At 55.1% G+C, this 17,059-nt stretch carries 19 protein-coding genes; 6 read left to right on the top strand and 13 right to left on the bottom strand.

The window, feature by feature from the left end; all coding sequences use genetic code 11:
* Positions 1-241: 241 nt before the first annotated feature.
* Positions 242-1,648: an MATE family efflux transporter gene (locus tag B5477_RS13010; RefSeq protein WP_079700075.1), complete on the bottom strand. Its 1,407-nt coding sequence runs from the start codon at positions 1,646-1,648 to the stop codon at positions 242-244.
* A 174-nt stretch (positions 1,649-1,822) separates the two neighbouring features.
* Entirely contained in the window at positions 1,823-3,439 is a 1,617-nt protein-coding gene (locus B5477_RS13005; RefSeq protein ID WP_002596236.1) for a recombinase family protein, read from the bottom strand.
* A gap of 225 nt (positions 3,440-3,664) precedes the next feature.
* Here B5477_RS13005 and B5477_RS15255 point away from each other — a divergent pair, with 225 nt between their 5' ends.
* Positions 3,665-3,865, top strand: a complete 201-nt coding sequence (locus B5477_RS15255; protein ID WP_002596235.1) for a hypothetical protein — start codon at positions 3,665-3,667, stop codon at positions 3,863-3,865.
* Between the two features lie 64 nt (positions 3,866-3,929).
* On the opposite strand, the gene B5477_RS12995 is transcribed toward B5477_RS15255, so the two are convergent.
* The 10 genes from B5477_RS12995 to tet(W) form a co-directional block, all read right to left on the bottom strand.
* Positions 3,930-4,124, bottom strand: coding sequence for a transposon-encoded TnpW family protein (locus B5477_RS12995; RefSeq protein WP_002596234.1), 195 nt, complete (start codon positions 4,122-4,124; stop codon positions 3,930-3,932).
* A 14-nt stretch (positions 4,125-4,138) separates the two neighbouring features.
* Positions 4,139-4,981, bottom strand: a complete 843-nt coding sequence (locus B5477_RS12990) for an ATP-binding protein (RefSeq protein ID WP_002596233.1) — start codon at positions 4,979-4,981, stop codon at positions 4,139-4,141.
* Positions 4,978-5,772 (bottom strand): replication initiator protein A, encoded by a 795-nt coding sequence (locus B5477_RS12985; RefSeq protein WP_006356266.1) that lies wholly within the window; start codon positions 5,770-5,772, stop codon positions 4,978-4,980. Before B5477_RS12985 ends, B5477_RS12990 begins: the two co-directional genes overlap by 4 nt.
* A 72-nt stretch (positions 5,773-5,844) precedes the next feature.
* Entirely contained in the window at positions 5,845-6,231 is a 387-nt protein-coding gene (locus B5477_RS12980; RefSeq protein ID WP_002596231.1) for a cysteine-rich VLP domain-containing protein, read from the bottom strand.
* Complete coding sequence (locus B5477_RS12975) at positions 6,221-7,846, bottom strand: relaxase/mobilization nuclease domain-containing protein (RefSeq protein WP_002596230.1); 1,626 nt, start codon at positions 7,844-7,846, stop codon at positions 6,221-6,223. The genes B5477_RS12980 and B5477_RS12975 overlap by 11 nt, the downstream gene beginning before the upstream one ends.
* The gene (locus B5477_RS12970; RefSeq protein WP_002596229.1) at positions 7,818-8,216 is read right to left on the bottom strand and encodes a plasmid mobilization protein; all 399 of its coding nucleotides are present in this window, start codon (positions 8,214-8,216) and stop codon (positions 7,818-7,820) included. Before B5477_RS12970 ends, B5477_RS12975 begins: the two co-directional genes overlap by 29 nt.
* Positions 8,217-8,713: 497 nt before the next feature.
* Positions 8,714-8,926 carry a helix-turn-helix domain-containing protein gene (locus B5477_RS12960; protein WP_002586615.1) on the bottom strand — a complete coding sequence of 71 codons (213 nt, stop codon included), beginning with the start codon at positions 8,924-8,926 and terminating at the stop codon, positions 8,714-8,716.
* Positions 8,919-9,341: a sigma-70 RNA polymerase sigma factor region 4 domain-containing protein gene (locus B5477_RS12955; protein ID WP_002586616.1), complete on the bottom strand. Its 423-nt coding sequence runs from the start codon at positions 9,339-9,341 to the stop codon at positions 8,919-8,921. The genes B5477_RS12960 and B5477_RS12955 overlap by 8 nt, the downstream gene beginning before the upstream one ends.
* 171 nt (positions 9,342-9,512) lie before the next feature.
* Positions 9,513-10,280: a class I SAM-dependent methyltransferase gene (locus B5477_RS12945; RefSeq protein WP_002586626.1), complete on the bottom strand. Its 768-nt coding sequence runs from the start codon at positions 10,278-10,280 to the stop codon at positions 9,513-9,515.
* Positions 10,281-10,330: 50 nt separating this feature from the next.
* Complete coding sequence (gene tet(W) / locus B5477_RS12940; protein ID WP_002586627.1) at positions 10,331-12,250, bottom strand: tetracycline resistance ribosomal protection protein Tet(W); 1,920 nt, start codon at positions 12,248-12,250, stop codon at positions 10,331-10,333.
* A gap of 766 nt (positions 12,251-13,016) precedes the next feature.
* Between tet(W) and B5477_RS12930 the strand changes: the two genes are divergently transcribed.
* Both B5477_RS12930 and B5477_RS15105 read left to right on the top strand, forming a co-directional pair.
* Positions 13,017-13,364 (top strand): NusG domain II-containing protein, encoded by a 348-nt coding sequence (locus B5477_RS12930; protein WP_159449051.1) that lies wholly within the window; start codon positions 13,017-13,019, stop codon positions 13,362-13,364.
* A 69-nt stretch (positions 13,365-13,433) separates the two neighbouring features.
* Positions 13,434-13,571 carry a hypothetical protein gene (locus B5477_RS15105; RefSeq protein ID WP_159449050.1) on the top strand — a complete coding sequence of 46 codons (138 nt, stop codon included), beginning with the start codon at positions 13,434-13,436 and terminating at the stop codon, positions 13,569-13,571.
* Between the two features lie 61 nt (positions 13,572-13,632).
* Here B5477_RS15105 and B5477_RS12925 read toward each other — a convergent pair whose 3' ends face one another.
* Positions 13,633-14,409, bottom strand: coding sequence for a CAP domain-containing protein (locus B5477_RS12925; protein WP_079700073.1), 777 nt, complete (start codon positions 14,407-14,409; stop codon positions 13,633-13,635).
* Between the two features lie 364 nt (positions 14,410-14,773).
* Between B5477_RS12925 and B5477_RS12920 the strand changes: the two genes are divergently transcribed.
* The 3 genes from B5477_RS12920 to B5477_RS12910 all read left to right on the top strand — a co-directional run bounded on the left by B5477_RS12920 (position 14,774) and on the right by B5477_RS12910 (position 17,024).
* Complete coding sequence (locus B5477_RS12920) at positions 14,774-15,115, top strand: P-II family nitrogen regulator (RefSeq protein WP_079700072.1); 342 nt, start codon at positions 14,774-14,776, stop codon at positions 15,113-15,115.
* Entirely contained in the window at positions 15,115-16,296 is a 1,182-nt protein-coding gene (locus tag B5477_RS12915) for a cation:proton antiporter (RefSeq protein ID WP_079700071.1), read from the top strand. The genes B5477_RS12920 and B5477_RS12915 overlap by 1 nt, the downstream gene beginning before the upstream one ends.
* Positions 16,297-16,481: 185 nt before the next feature.
* Positions 16,482-17,024 carry a stage V sporulation T C-terminal domain-containing protein gene (locus B5477_RS12910; RefSeq protein ID WP_079700070.1) on the top strand — a complete coding sequence of 181 codons (543 nt, stop codon included), beginning with the start codon at positions 16,482-16,484 and terminating at the stop codon, positions 17,022-17,024.
* Positions 17,025-17,059: the final 35 nt, after the last annotated feature.

The raw sequence follows: 17,059 nt of genomic DNA, 5'->3' as shown, positions 1-17,059 counted from the left end.
CTTTTCGCAAGCCGAGGCCCGCTCCGAAAAACGGAGCGGGCCTCGGCCTGTCTATTCAACCGGCAATAGGCAAAAAAGGTGGGAGAACCCCTCTTGGGGGTTCTCCCCTCAAACCGTCCACTGGACGCTTTGATTCCCCTCTCCTGCGCCTTTTGGCGGGTAGACCTTGAGGGTTTCACCCTCAAACTCCCACCCAAGGGGACATGTCCCCTTTGGAAACCCGTTGTTGGGGGGGCCGGTTTTACAGCTTGATTTCGGTCCAGTTCCCGCCGCTGAAGCGGACCATGCTCAGCACCATGCGGATGATCTGGTCGAAGCACAGCGAATACCACGCGCCCATCAGCCCGAGCGCCAACGGATAGCAGAACAGCCAGGCCGACCCGGGGCGGATCACCGCCACGCTGATCAGCGACACGGCGGCGGTGAAGCGGGTGTCCCCCGCCCCGCGCAGACAGCCCATGATGACCACCTGCGACATCTGGATCATGCAGATCAGCCCGATGAGGATGATGATGACGGCGCCCTGGGAGATGACCGCCTCGTCGTTGGTGAAGGCCATCATGATCACCCTGCGCCCGAAGAGGAAGCAGACCATCAGCACCGAGGCGATGATCAGCGCCATGCGCTGGCAGACCTTGCCGTAGACGATCGCCATGTCCGCGCGCTTGGCCCCCAGGCTCTGGCCGACCAGGGAGGAGGCCGCCACGCTCAGCCCGTCGCCGAAGCTGAAGGAGATGCTCAAAATATTCATACAGATCTGGTGGGTGGCAAAGGCCACCGTGCCCAAGGAAGCCACGATCTTGGCGTAGGTGAAGAAGCCGAAGCGCAGGCAGAGCTGCTCGATCAGGGCGCTGGAGCCCACCTTGCACAGCGAGCGCATGGTCTGCCCCTGGAAGCGCCAGCTCCCGTGCGCGCGCAGGGAGAGGAACTGGCCGTGGTGCAGCACCGAGATCACCGACATCAAAAAGGCAACCGACAGCCCGATCACGGTGGCGATGGCCGCCCCGCGCACTCCGAGGCGGGGGAAGCCGAGGTTGCCGCCGATGAGCAGGTAGTTGAAGACCACGTTGAGCCCGTTCGCCACCAGGTTGGTGCGCATGGCGATCTTGGTCCTGCCCACCCCGCGCTGGGCGGCGTTGATGGTCATGGAGAGGGAGTTGAAGAACATCCCGAGCATGATGATTTTAAAGTAGGCGGTCGCATCGTCGAGGATGTCCGCGCCCGCACCCGCGAACTCCATGATTTCTTGGGCGAAGAGCACCCCCACAATGGTGGAGACGATCGAGAAGGCGGCCGAAAGCAGGATCGACTGGCGCAGCACGCCGTTTGCGCCCTGGGCGTCCTCCTCGCCCCGCTTGCGGGCGACCACGGCGGTGACCCCGACGTTGAGGGACATGATCACCGCCAGGAAGATCAGCTTTGGCTGGTTGGTGATCCCCACCGCGGCGATCGCCTCGGGGCCGATGGTGCCCACCATCATGGTGTCGATCACCCCGACCAGCCCCACCAGCACGCTCTCCACCGCCGAGGGCCAGGCAATGTTAAAGGTGTTGCCGTAAACCTCGCGCGAGGGCGGGATCACATCAATTTTCTGGGCTTCCCGGATCATGCTTTGGCAGTCAAAGAACCGCCGTATCCATTGGGGCACGCCCACACACCTCCCCTGTATTTCTTGCTTTTGATTATAGCACGATTGTAAAAATGAGACAAACCGCTTCATCCCGGGAGCTTTTGCTTATGTGTGATAAAGAAGCAATAGAAGTGCAAAAAATTTTGCCGTTCCTATCCGACACTTGGCCATTGTGTCGGATAGGTCGGGCGGTTATTCGGGCAAGTCAATCTTGCCGACAAAGCTGTAATAAATCTCAATGTCCTGCCTGCGGGTGCCGTTCTCATCATAGCTGCACTCATGCACCACAATTTTCTCGATCATTTCCCGCAAGAGAGTGGGGGTCAGTTCTTCAAAGGCAAGGTGCTTGCGGACAATGCCCATAAATTTCTCGGCGTTGACGGTAGCTGCCTGTGACTTGTCCAGTTCGGCTTGCAGGGCGGCGGCTCTCTTTTTCAGCTCCGCTTGCTCGGCTTCGTAGTCAGCCGACAGTTCCATGAAACGCTCATCGCTGATTTTGCCGTTTACATTGTCCTCATACAGCCGCTTGATAATGCGGCTGATTTCAGAAATGCGTTCCTGCGCCTGTTCAAGCTGCTTGATGGCTGCGGCGGTCTTTCGCTTGCCGCCGATCTCGTTCTGCTGGACAAGTAGTTTCACAAACCGGCTCTCATGCTTGGCTGCGTATTCGGTCACTTGCCGGAGATTTGCCAGGACACCAGCGGTCAACAGATCGGTGCGGATAAAGTGCGCCGTACAGTTGCGGGTGCGCTTCTTGTAGCTGCCGCAGATGTAGCAGTCCTGTTTGCGGTCTTTGTTCTGATACCGCTGCTGATACAGCACATGGCCGCAGTCGGCGCAGAACAAAATCCCGGAGAACAGCCCCACTTCATCGTAGCGGTTCGGGCGTTTGCGCTGTTTGCGTAACTCCTGCACCCGTTCCCATGTTTCCTTGTCGATGATCGGCTCATGGTGGTTCTCGAAAATGGCCTGCTTCTCGACGGGGTTCTCTATGCTGTGCTTGACCTTATAAGAAGGCTTTTCCGTTTTGAAGTTCACCAGACATCCGGTGTACTCTCGGTTTTCGAGGATATGAACGACGGTGTTGGTCGCCCATTTGCACTCATAGCCTGGGTGATAACGGCGGGTGCTGCCTGTCCGCTGATATTCCAGCGTCCCCGGCGTGGGGATTTGCTGCTCCGTCAGCATACGGGCAATCTTGGTCGGGCCGTTCCCGGCAAGGCAAAGCTGGTAAATCTGCTGCACCACCGGGGCGGCTTCCTCGTCTATAATAAAATTCTCGTCCTCGTCCATCACATAGCCGTAAACCGGCTTGCTGGTAACAGGCTTGCCGCTCATGCCTTTTGACTTTTTCACTGCCTTGATTTTCTTGCTCGTATCTCTCACCAGCCATTCATTGAACAGATTTCGCAGCGGGGTAAAATCGTTGTCCATGCCCTCGCTGGCACTGTCCACATTATCGTTGACAGCGATAAAACGCACACCCTTTTGAGGGAACAGCATTTCCGTGTAAAACCCTACCTGCAAGTAGTTTCGCCCTAACCGGCTCATGTCCTTGACGATGACCGTACCCACTTTCCCGGCTTCAATGTCCGCAAGCATGGCTTGAAATCCGGGCCGCTGGAAGTTCGCGCCGGAAAAACCGTCGTCGGTGTACCAGCGCAGATTGGTAAAGCCGTTCTGTTTTGCGTAGGTTTCGAGTATCCTTTTTTGGTTCGATATGGAATTACTCTCGCCTTGCAATTCATCCTCGTGGGACAATCTCGGATAAAGGGCGGTAATGAGGTTTTGGGTGGCTTGTCTTAACATAAAATCCTCCGTTTCCGACAGCCAGCCCCACTATTCCGTGGTTTCATTGTACCACGGAACGGCGGGGGCTGTACAGCGGCAAAAGCGTTAAATTTGCTTCTTTACAGCTTTTCAATTTTCCGATTTTTATGGTATGGGTTGTCGTCCCATATTTGCAGTAGAAAAGTTCATAACTCCGTGGTATACTCTGATTTAACAAAAAAATCAGAAGTTAAAGGAGAAAACATGAAGTATACAATAGATGAATTAACCGCGGCCAAAAGGCAAATTGATTCAACTCTGCACAAGCTAAGAGAAACAGTAAAAACATTTGAATCAAAGGATAATTCCGAGCGTTATAAATCACAAATCACATTGGCAAAGAGAAGAATAAAAGCCTTTGAAATTGCAAATTATTTTATAGAGAATGAGATTAAGAATTGCTAAAGCACTTCCGATTTTCGTTCCAGCGGTCATGCTCCCTGGCATGGCCGCTTTTCCATGCCCCGGTTCACGCCGGATAAGTCGGCTCCTGTGTAGCAGCGGCTTCCGCTTCCAGTACCCGCGCCATTTTGTCGGCGGCTGTGGTTGTGGTGTCTTTCTTGAAATAGCCGGACACGACAAGGACGGAATTGCCCATGCGGATTTCCGTCACACAGTCAGGGCGGCGGGTGGTGCGGGTGTCGTGCTGCTTGTTATCTGCCATAGGCAATACTCCTTTCAGTCGGTAATCAGTTTCTTCATGCTCTCCATTTTCCGCTTGGCGGTTTCCTGCCGGAAGTTGTCGCCGGTAAAGCGTACCGGGACGCACATGGAAAGCAGGCGGTCATAAATCCGGGAATGGGCGGTGTCCTCCGGGTTGTGCAGGTCGTCCAGCGTAAGGTTGGTCGTGACGATCAGCGGCTTGCCGCTGCGGTAACGGCTGTCAATCACATTGAACACCTGTTCCAGCCCGTATTCCGTCCCGCGTTCCATGCCGAAGTCGTCAAGGATCAGCAGCGGATAACGACAAAGGCGGGAAATGTACTCGTTGCGCCCCTCAAAGCTGGCGGCAAGGTCATTGAGGATAAGAGCAAAGTTCGTCATGCGGACGGGGATTTCTTTCTCCATGAGGGCGTTTGCGATACAGCCTGCAAGGTAGCTTTTGCCGGTGCCTACGCCGCCCCAGAACAGGCAGCCGATATTGTCTGTCCGCATATCTTCCCAATGCTCCACATACCGGCGGGCAAGCCCGGTCTGCGGGTTCCTGCCGTTGTCGTTCTCGAAAGTCCAGTCCCGCATGGTGGGGTCGGTAAAGCCCCGGCGTTTCAGTTCTTCCACGGTGTCAAGGTGTCTGCGCCGCTTTTCGGCGGCTTCCCGTTCCTCGCGGGCGGTTCTCTGGCAGTCGCACTCTGCCGGGTGGCGGTCGCGCCCGAAGATAGCGGCCTTATCCGGCGCAAAATAGGCTTCTTTCGGCTTGCGGCACTTGCCGCAGTACAGTAAACCGTCCTCGCCGGTGTAGTCCTCCGGCTCCGGGATGGTGGTCGTCATATTCTCCAAAACCGCGTTGATTTCATTCTTCATAAACTCTCGCCCTCCTTGCATGAGTAGTCTGGTATGCCCTTTTTAGGGGCTTCCTTTTTGTCGTTCCCCGCCCATATCCGCAGGGCGGCGGCATAGTTCTGGTAGCTTTTCCCGTTGGCGGCAAGGTAGCGGCTCATTTCCTCGATGAACCGTTCCAGCCTGTCAGGGTACTCTGCCTGCAACTCGTCGTATTCGGTCTGTGACAGAAAAATATTTCCATATCGGCCATAGGGCGCGGACGGCCCCCCACTCACTCCCTTTGTTTGGCTCTCTGTAAGGTTGTTTATAGTAGTTTGGTTAGGGGACGGTTTTCCGACCATCATAAGGTCGGTTTTCTGACCATCAGTAGGACGGTTTTCCGGCTCTATGAGGGGCGGACTTCCGGCCATCAGTTGGTCTGAAAACTGTACCTGTGGCACTGGCGGTACTTTGACATAAAGCCGGTTCGGTGCGGAGAAGCCGCCCCGTTCCCGTTCCAACAGCCCCGCCGTGTCCAGTTCATTAAGCGCCCCCTTGATGGTGGTGCTGCCTTTATCCAGTATTTCTGCTATCTCCGCGATGGGATAGATAATATAAATCCTGCCCTCGTCGTCCAGCCACTTGTTTTTCTGGGAGAGGGTGGAACGGTCTAACAGCAGCGAATACAGCAGCTTGGCGGTCTGTGAAATCTCCATTTTCAGCAGGAAACGGGGATACGGCAGATAGGCGGGCAGCCGCGTGTCTGCCCTGATATAATCAGCGATAGGATCACCTCCCTGTGTTCGGGTTGATTTTGGCGTATTGTCACGCATTAAAACGCCGTTTCCGGGGGAAAAGGATAAATGTATCGCGTACCCTTTGACACCCACGAAAAAAGCCTTGATTTATGCGGGTTTGAAAGGCTCTAAAGCGTGACATCTCTGCCTTTGTTTCCGCTTTCTCTCGGCGGCTTTGATTTTCTTCATGCGCCCGGCGCAGTCGGGGCAGTATTTTCCCCGGTTGGATTTGGGGACAAAGGCCGCCCCGCAGACGGCACACCGTTTCCGGCTTCCCCGGCACAAGAGGGCTGCGGCCAGCTCCCCGTCAAGGGGCAGGACAGCCACACGGAACCAGTGGCACATGAGGGAAAAGGAAATGCTCTGGACGCACACGCAAGGCTCCCCGTCGTCCAATAGCAGGCAGTTCCCCTCATCGTAGTTACAGCACTCATGTACCAGCCGCCGCGCCCGCCGGTGCTGGCGGTAGTCCATGTGGGGCAGGTTATCGCTCATGGCTCTGCTCCTTTCTGCGGTGCGGCTCGTCCCGGCGCAAAATCTGGTCGATGTTCCGCTTGACGGTCTGCAACTCCTTGAACCGCTGTTTCTGTTCGTGATAGGTGTTATACAGGCCGTCTTTCTCGGAGATAAGCTGCTCGATCTCGGCCTGCAACGCTTTCCGGGCGGGCAGCTTGGTAATGCCATGCGCCTTGAAATACCGGGCTGCTGCGTCGGCTATGATAAAATCGCTCTCATGGGCCTGCCGGTATGCGGCGCGGGCTTTCTCGGATTTCTGTGCCCGCAGCCCGTCGCGGGCGGCCTTGGTCTGGGCGTAGGCCAACACCTGCCGCTGCAACTTCTTTTTCCCTTGCAGCTTCGTTTCCAGTGCTTTCAGTTCGCCGCTGGTCTGGCGCATTTTCTGATAGGCGGTGTCAACGGCGGCTTCTAACTGCTCCGGGGAAGTAAAGCCGTATTGCTGGTAGACGGACAGCGTTTTGGCGGCCTGCTTCAGATTGTGTATCTTCGCCCAGCGTTCATAGCCCCGGCCTTTGCCCTCGGCCATTTTCTGCTCAATGTCCACAAGCCGCTGCACTCCGTCCTGTTTCGGGGCGGCTATCTCGGCTCTGGCAACCTGCAAGCGGTCTTTTATGGTGCGTGGGGGATCGGGGGATCTGGCTGGCGCTTCGGCTGCTCTGGCGGCGTTTTGCTCTAAAACGGCAAAGACAGCGGCGCGGTCAAAATCGTCGCCCAGCTTCCGGGCGGTAATTGGCTTTGTCCTGTCCGGCGTGAGGTAGGAAAGCCGCCCCCGGCTCTCCTTGACGGTCACACCCTCCTGCAGCAACAGAGAGGAAAACTCGTCAAAGCTGGCGGCGGTGGCAAGGGCTTTCCGTAGGGTCTGCCGCAGCTTCTCCTTGTTCGTTTCAAACTTGGTCTGCCGGGGCGTGATACTATCGGCAATCATGGGGGCGTTCTGCTTGTCCAGCGCGGCCTGTCCCTTTTTCTGCGCCCAATACTCCCGGTCGGTGACGCGGTTCTTGCTGCCGTTCAAGAGGTCGATTTGATAAAGCCCCTCCCGGTGGCACATCTCCATGACTTCGGATTTGAAGTAGCGCAGGGCAGCGTCGGTACATCGGTGCTTGCAGCCGACTTTCGTATCGGCCGGCCTGTCCATGTAGGGCAGGAACGGCACTTCCTCAATCCGCAGGCTGTTTATGACGATATGCACATGAATGTTGCCGCTGTGGTTATGCCCGTCCGGGTGGGTGCAGACAAGGGCCTGGTGGCCGGGAAAATGCTCTTTACAGAATTGTTCCCCCAACGCCTGCGCCCGGTCTACGGTCAGGCCGTTGTCCGGCCCGTCCCGCGGGTCAAAGCTGATGATGTAGTGGTGGCTTTTCACATCTTCCCGCCGCTGGTTTTTCTGATAGCGGAGATTGGCCCGCATACACGCAACGGCAAAATCCTCCCCGTCGCAGTTCAGCGTGGACAGCCGGTAGTCCTCGCGGGGGATAAGCCTGCCGGTTTCATCAAGGACGGGCTTCATGGTAAACTCGTCATGCTCAAAGAGAAGATATTGCTCGGCGGCTCCGTAGTCGGCGTTTTTAGAGTTGATATGCTTGAGTGTTGCCAACCGCGTCACCTACTTTCTTGAGGACTTCATACTTGAGGACGGCAAGGTCGGATATGGCGGCGCGTACCTCGCCGGAAAGGGTGTTGTAGGGTACGCCGTATTCGTTCAGATACCGGGCAATCTGATTGAGGTTGCCGCCGATCCTGCCGTACTCGGCTGTCAGCTTCCCGACAGCGGAAAGCAACTCGTCATTGACCGACGACACATGGACAACCGGGCGTATGGTCGCCCGCCGTATCGCCTGCCGGAGAAATTCGGACTGGCTGATACCATAGGGCGCAAGCCGCGCTGTGAAGTCGGCATACTCATCTTCGGACAGCCGGGTTTTCACAACGCGGCTGCGGTGGGGCGTGTTGTATTTCTTTCGCATGGTGTGACCTCCTTTCTCGCCCGTAAGGGCGCATGAGCAGGGTTTGGGGAAGGCACTCCCCAACAAGTTTCCCGCGAGGGGCAAAACTGCAGAATTGCGGATTTTGGCACCGTGGTAGAAACTTGCTCTCCGTGACTGCAAACTTTCTCTCACTTCCGTCCGCCACTTTTTTGGAAAACTGCAACCACAAAAGTTTGTTTCTCTTTTTCTGCTACTACTAATCCTGTAAAGGGCATTCCTGCCCGCTTTCGCTAAAATGACACCGGACGCAGTGGTTTCTACCCGGTGTTGGAGAAATCCTTTCTCTTTGCCCTCTACTACGGGTAAATGCTCCAAATGCCAAACACCAGGGCAGAAAAATTCCCTCCTCGCTTACTACTACAACCGGCAGGGGGCAAAATGGCCGGGAGCGGAGCCGGACAACAAAAAAAGCAGTAAATCTTTTTCAAGACTTACTGCTTTCGCTGGCCGCGTCGGTGGCGGCTGGTATTCAGTTTTTATGACTTGTCCGGTGGTTCGTCAAGCCGGAACTTGAATTGACAGTCAATTAACCGCTGCTTTACATAGTCCTCCACCTCGGCGTTGACCTGCCCGTTCACTTTTGAGAAATAGCGGATATATCCGGCGTAGTGGAGCAGGACAGCGTTCACGGCTTCTGGGTCGCCCTCACGGGCTTTGAGGATTGTTTCATAGGGGAGAAGTCTACTCATACCGGCTCACCCCCATTTCTTCGCGTAGCCGCTGCAAGGCAAGCTGGATATGCCGCCCCGCTGTGCTGCGTGACCGGCCAATACACGCGCCGATCACGCGCTGCGGCTGGCGCAGAAAGTAATAGCGCAGGATTTCTTCCCGCGTCTGCTCCGGCAAAACAGAGATCGCGTCGGCAAGGGCGGCGTTGCAGAGCAGGACGGTCTGACCGCAGACGGTAAATGGGTATTCCTCGTCCGGCTCCGACGCGGCAAACTGGACAAACTTCTCGTTCATCAGATAGTCAAGGGAAACTTGCCGTTCCCATTGCCGTTTAAGCTTCAAAATCTTGTCCAAGGCGGCACAGCGGATAACAGTCTTGCAAAAGGCGTTGTACCTGCGCTGGATATATTCTTGATAGGCTATCTGGTCGGTCATGGAAATTCCCCTTTCTGAATAATAGTGCGGGGCGGTGGCACTTCTTGCTGTCGCCCCTTGATTGCCTACCAGCAAAGGCGGGCGGGGCTGTCAACGGCTGCGCATATGCGCCGTTCATCTTGACCGTTGACTGGCTCGGCTGGGTTTGCTATTTACCCGACAAACTTGAATTTATTTTAAGCTATCACGTTTTACCTTCTTAAGCCTTACTATCATTACCATAGGAATTTCTTTGTTGGTTTTAAAACATTCTTCATAAAATCCATCAATGACAAATCCAGCTCTAAAACAAAGGTTAAAAATATCTTGTATGGAACGATGATAATAAATCTGCTCTTTCGGTTGCCCTTCAATCGCTATATCATAGTAACTGTGCGGTGTCATATATTTTTCAGTCAACGTGACAAAACAAGGGTGTTGCGTTGCAAAGACAAAAATTCCGCTTTCCTGCAACAGTTCATAAACAGCCATAAGAAGTGGTTCAATATCCGTAATATCCATAATTGCCATATTAGAAACTGCTTTCGTAAAGGCTCGATTTCTTTTTAATTCTAATATACTTTTTCTATCGGTCGCATCCGCCACACAAAATTCAATTTGTTTTGCATATTGTGATTGCCGTCTTTTAGCCAATTCTATCATTTTTTTGCTGTAATCAAAAGCGACAACCGAAGCGCCTCTTTGTGCAAGATACGAAGAATAATTTCCATTGCCACACGCAATATCCAAAATGTAATCCGCAGGATTAGGAGATAGAAGTTCCGTTACTTTGGGACGCACTACCTCTCTGTGAAATTCATTAGATTCGTCACCCATTGCATTATCCCAAAATTGTGCGTTCTCCTCCCAGATTTTTTTACTTTCCTCTGTTCCCATGTTCTCTCCCACTCCCCAAATTTGCTTTTTTGCTTCCATTAAATCTTCCTTACTATATTCCATTGTTACCCTCCATAACTTCTGATTGTTGCCGTCTTGACGATTATGTATCTTTACATTACCTTCTGAAACATATGGCGCACCTTGTCCAGGCGGCTGTTTGGACGGCGGGGCTGGATGACCGGCTGACCGACAGCGGCCTGATATCCTTTCAGCTCTGTAAGGCATACGCTCCGCCCGTTGGTGTAAAAGGCCAGATCAGTACGGTATGCCTGTATACAGCGGGCGGGAATCTCGCCAGTAAAGACAACTTCATCCTTTTTTACCTGGGCCGTTTCGATGGTGGCACAGTATTTCGGTGCATCATGATAAGCCCTGGAAAGGTATTCCTGGGGCGCATAGAGGATGAAGGAGAGATAAGGTTCCAGCAGCTGCGTCCCCGATTCCTTCAATGCCTGTTCCAATACAATCGGGGCCAATGAGCGGAAGTCCGCCGGCGTGCTGACCGGACTGTAATAAAGCCCGTATTCAAAGCAAATCTTACAGTCCGTTACGTTCCAGCCGAACAAGCCCTGCTCCAGCCCGTAACGGATACCATCCCTGACAGCGTTTTGAAAACTCTGGTTCAAGTATCCCAGCGAAACCCGGCTCTCGTATTGTACACCGGAGCCAAGCGAGAGTGGTGTAACAGACAGTCCTATGGATGCCCAAAACGGGTTGGGCGGCACCTCGATATGGATGGTGTGGCTGGCTGCTTTGAGCGGCCGCTCCATATAAATGACGGAGGGTTCCTTTACCACTGTTTCAAGCTTGTATTTTTCCGACAGCAAAGCGGAAACAACCTCCAACTGCACCCGGCCCAAAAAAGAAAGAATGATCTCATGGGTGATGGAATCCACTTCGCAACGCAAAAGCGGGTCAGTATCCGCAAGTTGCGTAAGAGCGTCCAGCAGCCGTTCTCTTTGCGCTGCCGTTTTCGGCGCAATCGTCGTCCGCAGCATGGGGAGGGGGTCCTCGCGCCACCTTTTACGAGGGAGCCGGGTTTGGTCCCCTAATACATCGTTTAACCTCACGCTGTCGCTGGGAAGGATAACAATTTCACCCTGATAAGCGGTGTCTGTCCGAACAATTTCCCCTTTGGATGGAATACGCATCTCTGTGATTTTCAGCTTTTCTCTCCCGGCCAGGGCCACCGTATCCCGCAGGCGCAGCGTTCCGCTGTATAACCGTAGATAGACACGCCGCTGGCCGCAATCGGTGTACTCAACCTTGAAAACGCTGCCGCATAGGGCGGCGCCCCCCTGTTCCCCAATCGGTTGGAACAGCCCTGTCACCGCATCCATCAACGGTTGAATGCCAAGGCCATTTTTGGCGCTGCCATGATAGACTGGGAACAGGGAGGCGTCTTGAACCCGCTGCTGTTCCTCCCGCGCAAGTTTTTCCCGGCTGATTGGTTCTCCTGCGATATACTTTTCCAATAATTCATCGTTATTTTCGATGACCGCATCCCATGCTTCTATGTCGGTATTTTCCTCCAGGACTATTTCCGGGGACAGCGACACCGTCTGCTTGATGATAATATCGGCGGAGAGCTTATCCCGAACAGACTGAACCACGCTCTGCAAATCAACGCCAGCCTGGTCGATCTTGTTGATAAAGATAACGGTGGGAATGTTCATTTTCCGCAGGGCATGGAACAGAATACGGGTCTGGGCCTGCACGCCATCTTTAGCGGAGATCACCAAGATGGCCCCATCTAAAACAGCCAAAGAGCGGTACACCTCCGCCAAAAAATCCATGTGGCCGGGCGTATCCACAATGTTAACTTTACATCTGTGCCACTGGAAGGAAGTGACTGCCGCTTGAATGGTAATCCCACGCTGCCGCTCCAAAAACATGGTGTCCGTCCTCGTTGTCCCTTTTTCGACGCTCCCCGGTTCTGAAATGGCTCCGCTGGCATATAGCAGGCTCTCCGTCAAGGTCGTCTTTCCAGCGTCTACATGGGCAAGAATTCCAATATTGATTATTTTCATGTGATTGTCCTCCCTTTACAGCCCCAAAGGGCATAAAAATCCCCAGCAGTAAAATACTTTTACCACTGGGGATTATAAGTTGCGGACATACACATATACAGCATACACCTGTTTGTGATTGCTGTTTTTGGGGATATGTCAAAATTGATAAGGCAAAAGTATTCTTAAATTGGGTACAAAAAACTAAGCCCCTACAAAAGGAGCTATCATAATCCTTTGTTCCCACTATTTGATTATAGTTTTATTTAAGAATACCTTGCCGCATATTTTTTACTCCTTTTCTGGATTAAATCATTGTATCACATCAGTTTTAGGAAAGCAAGTACCTAAAAGAAATTTTTCTTCCCCTTATATGTAACAATCATACCGGCTTCCTAGCGTTCAGAATGTTTTCTGCTGTCTGCTGTGGTGTTTGGTTGGAATTGTCCAACCAAAAGCCGATCCGTGGTGTTGTCTGCATTTTACTAAATACAAATTCAATGTATACAGAAAGATATAAGGAGTGGGAGGGATTCCGCCGTAGTTGGCATTGTAGGAAAATCCAAAAGTTTAGATTTTCCCACAATGCTTATCTTTTGGTCTTTGGTTCGGAATAGTGTAGTGCTGGCGGTCTATCTCTTGTTTTCGGTTGCTTGCTTCCTTACCGTACATGAGCATTCGCGCAGGGATTCTTGCATCCCGCTCATTTTCGGCTATAATGGACACATACTAAAAAGCGGAAAGGGGGGCTTTGATGATCTCGCCGAATAAAAAGGGTTTGTCCCGTGTGGAGCGCAAGATCCTGTTCTGGCTGCTGGCGGCGGCCGTGGCGGCGACACTGCTGCTCGGGCTGCTGCGCATGGACCGCGGCGGCTATGGGATCGCGCAAATCTATTGCGACGGGACGCTGGTGGCCTCTCTCGACCTCGCGGATTATCAGCAGTCCCGGATCATCCCGCTGTCGCAGCTGGGCGTGGACCTGCCGGTGAGCTTTGAACTTAAAGACCACAAAATCCGCTTTGTAAACGTCACCTGTCCCGACCACCTGTGCGAGGGCTTCGGCTTCATCAGCCTGCCCACCCAGACGGCGGTCTGTATGCCCAACCGGGTCTCGGTGCTCATCGACGGGAGATGATGCAATTTTTCACCTTTCCCTGCATATACTGTTGGTATCCGCAATTTTGGGGGAAAGGGAGGAACCAGCATGGACGGATATGACGACGTCGGCTACGACGGCTTCCGCCGGGACCTCGATACGCGCAGCGGCGAGTGGTTTTCGGTTGAAGGAGACATCGATGATTTTATTTTTTACGGGGAAGACTGCTATGAAAGCGGTCGATGAACCGGTAAACGGATAACGGCCGGCTGAAGCAGGTGCTGCTCAGCCGGCCGTTTCGTTTTGTTTAGTAGGCGCCGAAGAGGGTGGTGGCCACGGCGGTGTAGTCCCCGTCGTGATAGGTGTAGTAGATCCCCACCCCGATGAAGTCGTAGGAATCGCGCATCATGTTTTCATAATGCCCGGGGCTTGCCTCCCACTGGTCGTACCACTGCTGCGGGGTCTGGTGTACGACCTTGTCGTAGCCGGTATAATAGGCGGTGGCCAGGTTCTCCCCCCTGATCCGGAAGTCGGTCGGCACGTCCTCGGTGAGCACCGTGTTCCAGGCGCGCCCGTCCGGACGCACATGGTCGAACATGTCGTTTTTGACCAGCTCATAGGAACGGATGCGCGCAGCCTTCGAGAGGCTTTCGTCCACCATCAGCTCGTTCAGGCCCGCCTTGAGGCGCTCGTTGTTGATGATGTCGATCACCTCCTGCTCGTCGCCGCTCAAAAAGTGGGCGGAATTGAGGTTGTAGGAGGCGCTCTCGAGGCTGGAGCCGGCTTCTTCGGAGGAAGCGTCGGAGGAGGAATCCTTGAGCCGCACCTGCGGCTCGCCGCTCACGCTGTTCCCGGCGCCGGGCTCCTCCTTGGGGGGCTCGCTGCGAACTTGGCCCATGCCGGCATAGGCCTCGGGGGTGGGCAGCGGCGAGAAGCGCTCTGCGAGGGTGGGCGCTGCCCCGCTGCTGACGCCTGGCTCGGACTGCTCGGGGAGGCGGTAATCGTCCTGCCGGTGGCTCGCGCAGGCGCTAAGCAGGAGCGCCGCGCCGAGCAGCAGGGGCATGAGCTTATAAAAACGGTTCATTGTCAGCTCCCGCGCCGCTCAAAGTGAAGCGGCGGCCGCCTTTTCGGCGGGCGGCGCGCCGGGATAATCAATAAGACAAGGATACGAAAAAGGTACGAAGAAACTGTTAAGACGCGTTAACGATTCTGTATATTTCTCCGCGGCCGGGCGGGGCCTGCTTCCATTATACGATGCCGGCGCCGGTTTCTCAACCGCTCCCGTACAGGAAAATAACGGTTTACAGCCCCCCGCGATGGTGATAAAATGAAAAGGTACGGATTTTTGAGAAGGAAGTGTCCGGGGAGGGCGGGCTTGAATGGGAAGCCTTTCAAACGCACGAAAACCAGCGTCCGGGCACTGGTTTTGAGAAAGGGAGGACGAAACGATGAAATTATTGGTGCTGGTGCTCAACAAGGTTGAGTACCTCGACGAAATCCTCGAGGGCTTCGCGGACGCCGGGATCGGCGGCGCGACCATCATCCAGAGCCGCGGCATGGCGAGGGAGCTCTACCAGTCCGGGCATGAGGACGATATGTTCTTAGGCAGCCTGCGGGCGATCCTCGACCCGGACCGGGAGGAGAACAACACGATCCTCACTGTGGTCAAGGACGAACAGGTCGAGGCCGCCGTCAAGATTATCGAGCGGGTGGTGGGTGATCTGAGCAAGCCCGATTCGGCCATTGTATTCACAGTCCCGGTGGACTTCATAAAGGGGATCGGTCGGTAATGGAGATGGACATACTGTTTTATCTCGGGATCATTCTGCTGGCCGGCCTGCTCTTCGGCAGGCTGGTCAAATTCTGTAAGCTGCCCAATGTCACGGGCTACCTGCTCGCGGGGCTGATCCTCGGCCCCTATGTGCTGCGCATCCTGCCGGCGGACGTGGTGTCGAAGCTGGACCTCGTCTCGGACGTCGCGCTGGGCTTTATCGCCTTTTCGGTCGGCAGCCAGTTTAAGACCAGCTACTTTAAGCGGGTCGGCTTCACCCCGGTGGTGATCGCCATCACCGAGGCGCTGGGCGCCGTGGTGCTGGTGACCGTCGGGCTGATCGCCGCGGGCCAGTCGGTCCCCTTTTCGATCGTGCTGGGCGCCATCGCGGCGGCCACCGCCCCGGCGGCGACCATCATGGTCATCAAGCAGTACAGGGCGAAGGGCCCCCTCACCGAGACCTTGCTCAGCGTGGTCGCGCTCGACGATGCGGTGGCGCTGATCGCCTTCGGCTTTGCGGTGACCCTGGCCAAGGGGATGACCGCCGGGGTCGGCGGCTCGCTCCTCGTTTCGATCCTCAAGCCCTTTTTGGAAATTCTCACGGCGCTGGCGCTGGGCGCGATTTTGGCGATCCTTTTCACCGTGCCGCTGCGCTTTTTCAAAAAGAGCGGAAACCGGCTGTGCATTATCGCGGCCTTTGTCTTTCTGGCGACGGCGCTGGCCAACCTCCTGGGCGTGTCGGCGCTGCTGACCACCATGGCGATGAGCGCGGTCTTTGTCAACGTCTACAAGTCCCCGGACGACATCATGAAGCTGGCGGACAGTATAACCCAGCCGATCTTCGTGATGTTCTTCGTGGTCTCGGGGGCGGAGCTCAATCTGACCGTCATTCCGACCATCGGGCTGGTGGGGGTCGTCTATGTGGTGCTGCGGGTCGCGGGCAAGTGGCTGGGCGCGACGCTCGGCGGCGTTTTGATGAAGGCGGACAGCGCCATCAAGAAGTACCTCGGCCCGACCCTGATCCCCCAGGCGGGCGTGGCCATCGGCCTGACGCTGGTGGCGCAGCAGGTGGTGCCCGAGCATGCGCAGGTGATCCGCGCGGTGGTGCTCTGCGCGACCTTCATCTACGAGATCATAGGGCCCGCCGTGGCAAAGCTCTGCCTCGTGAAGGCCGGCGAGATCAAAACCGAAAATGCCTGACGAATGTCCCTGCGGGGCCCCGGGAATGCTTTTCCCAGAGCCCCGCATTTTTTATTTTGAGCGCTTCGTCAAAATTTAAGAAATCTGCCGGGAGCGCGGCATAAAATTCCCTGCCGAGTAAATAATAGAGGTAGTAACCTTACGATTTTTGTTATATTTACGATACAGGGAGGAAACAAACGACGATGAAAGCTACGGGTATTGTGAGAAGAATCGACGACTTGGGGCGGGTGGTCATTCCGAAGGAGATCCGCAGGACCATGCGGATCCGGGAGGGCGACCCGCTTGAGATATATACCGACAACGACGGCGAGGTCATTTTTAAAAAGTATTCCCCGATCGGGGAGCTCAGCGGCTTTGCCACCCAGTATGCCGAGGTGCTCTACAAGGTCTCCGGCTTCCCGGTGGTGGTGTGCGACCGGGACCATGTGATCGCCGTGGCCGGGCTGCCCAAGAAGGAGCTGCTCGAGCGGCGCGCCACCGCCGCGCTCGAGGAACTGATGGAGCACCGCAAGAACTATGCCTATACCGACGAGGAGAAGCAGAAGCTGCAGCCGGTCGAAGGGGTGGACCGCTTCTGCCTGGTCTGCAGCCCGATCATCTCGGCGGGGGACGTATGCGGGAGCATCATGATCCTGATGGGGGACACCGGCACCATGGCGGGCGAGACCGAAATCAAGCTGATTGCCACCGCCAGCCAGTTCCTCGGCCGCCAGATGGAGGAATAAAGGCGCGATAGGGAAAATATGGGCAAAACCCTCTT

This window comes from Provencibacterium massiliense (assembly GCF_900169495.1).
Taxonomy (GTDB): domain Bacteria; phylum Bacillota; class Clostridia; order Oscillospirales; family Ruminococcaceae; genus Harryflintia; species Harryflintia acetispora.
The sequence above is the reverse complement of the archived record's forward strand: the minus strand, read 5'-3'. Positions and strand labels throughout refer to the sequence as shown.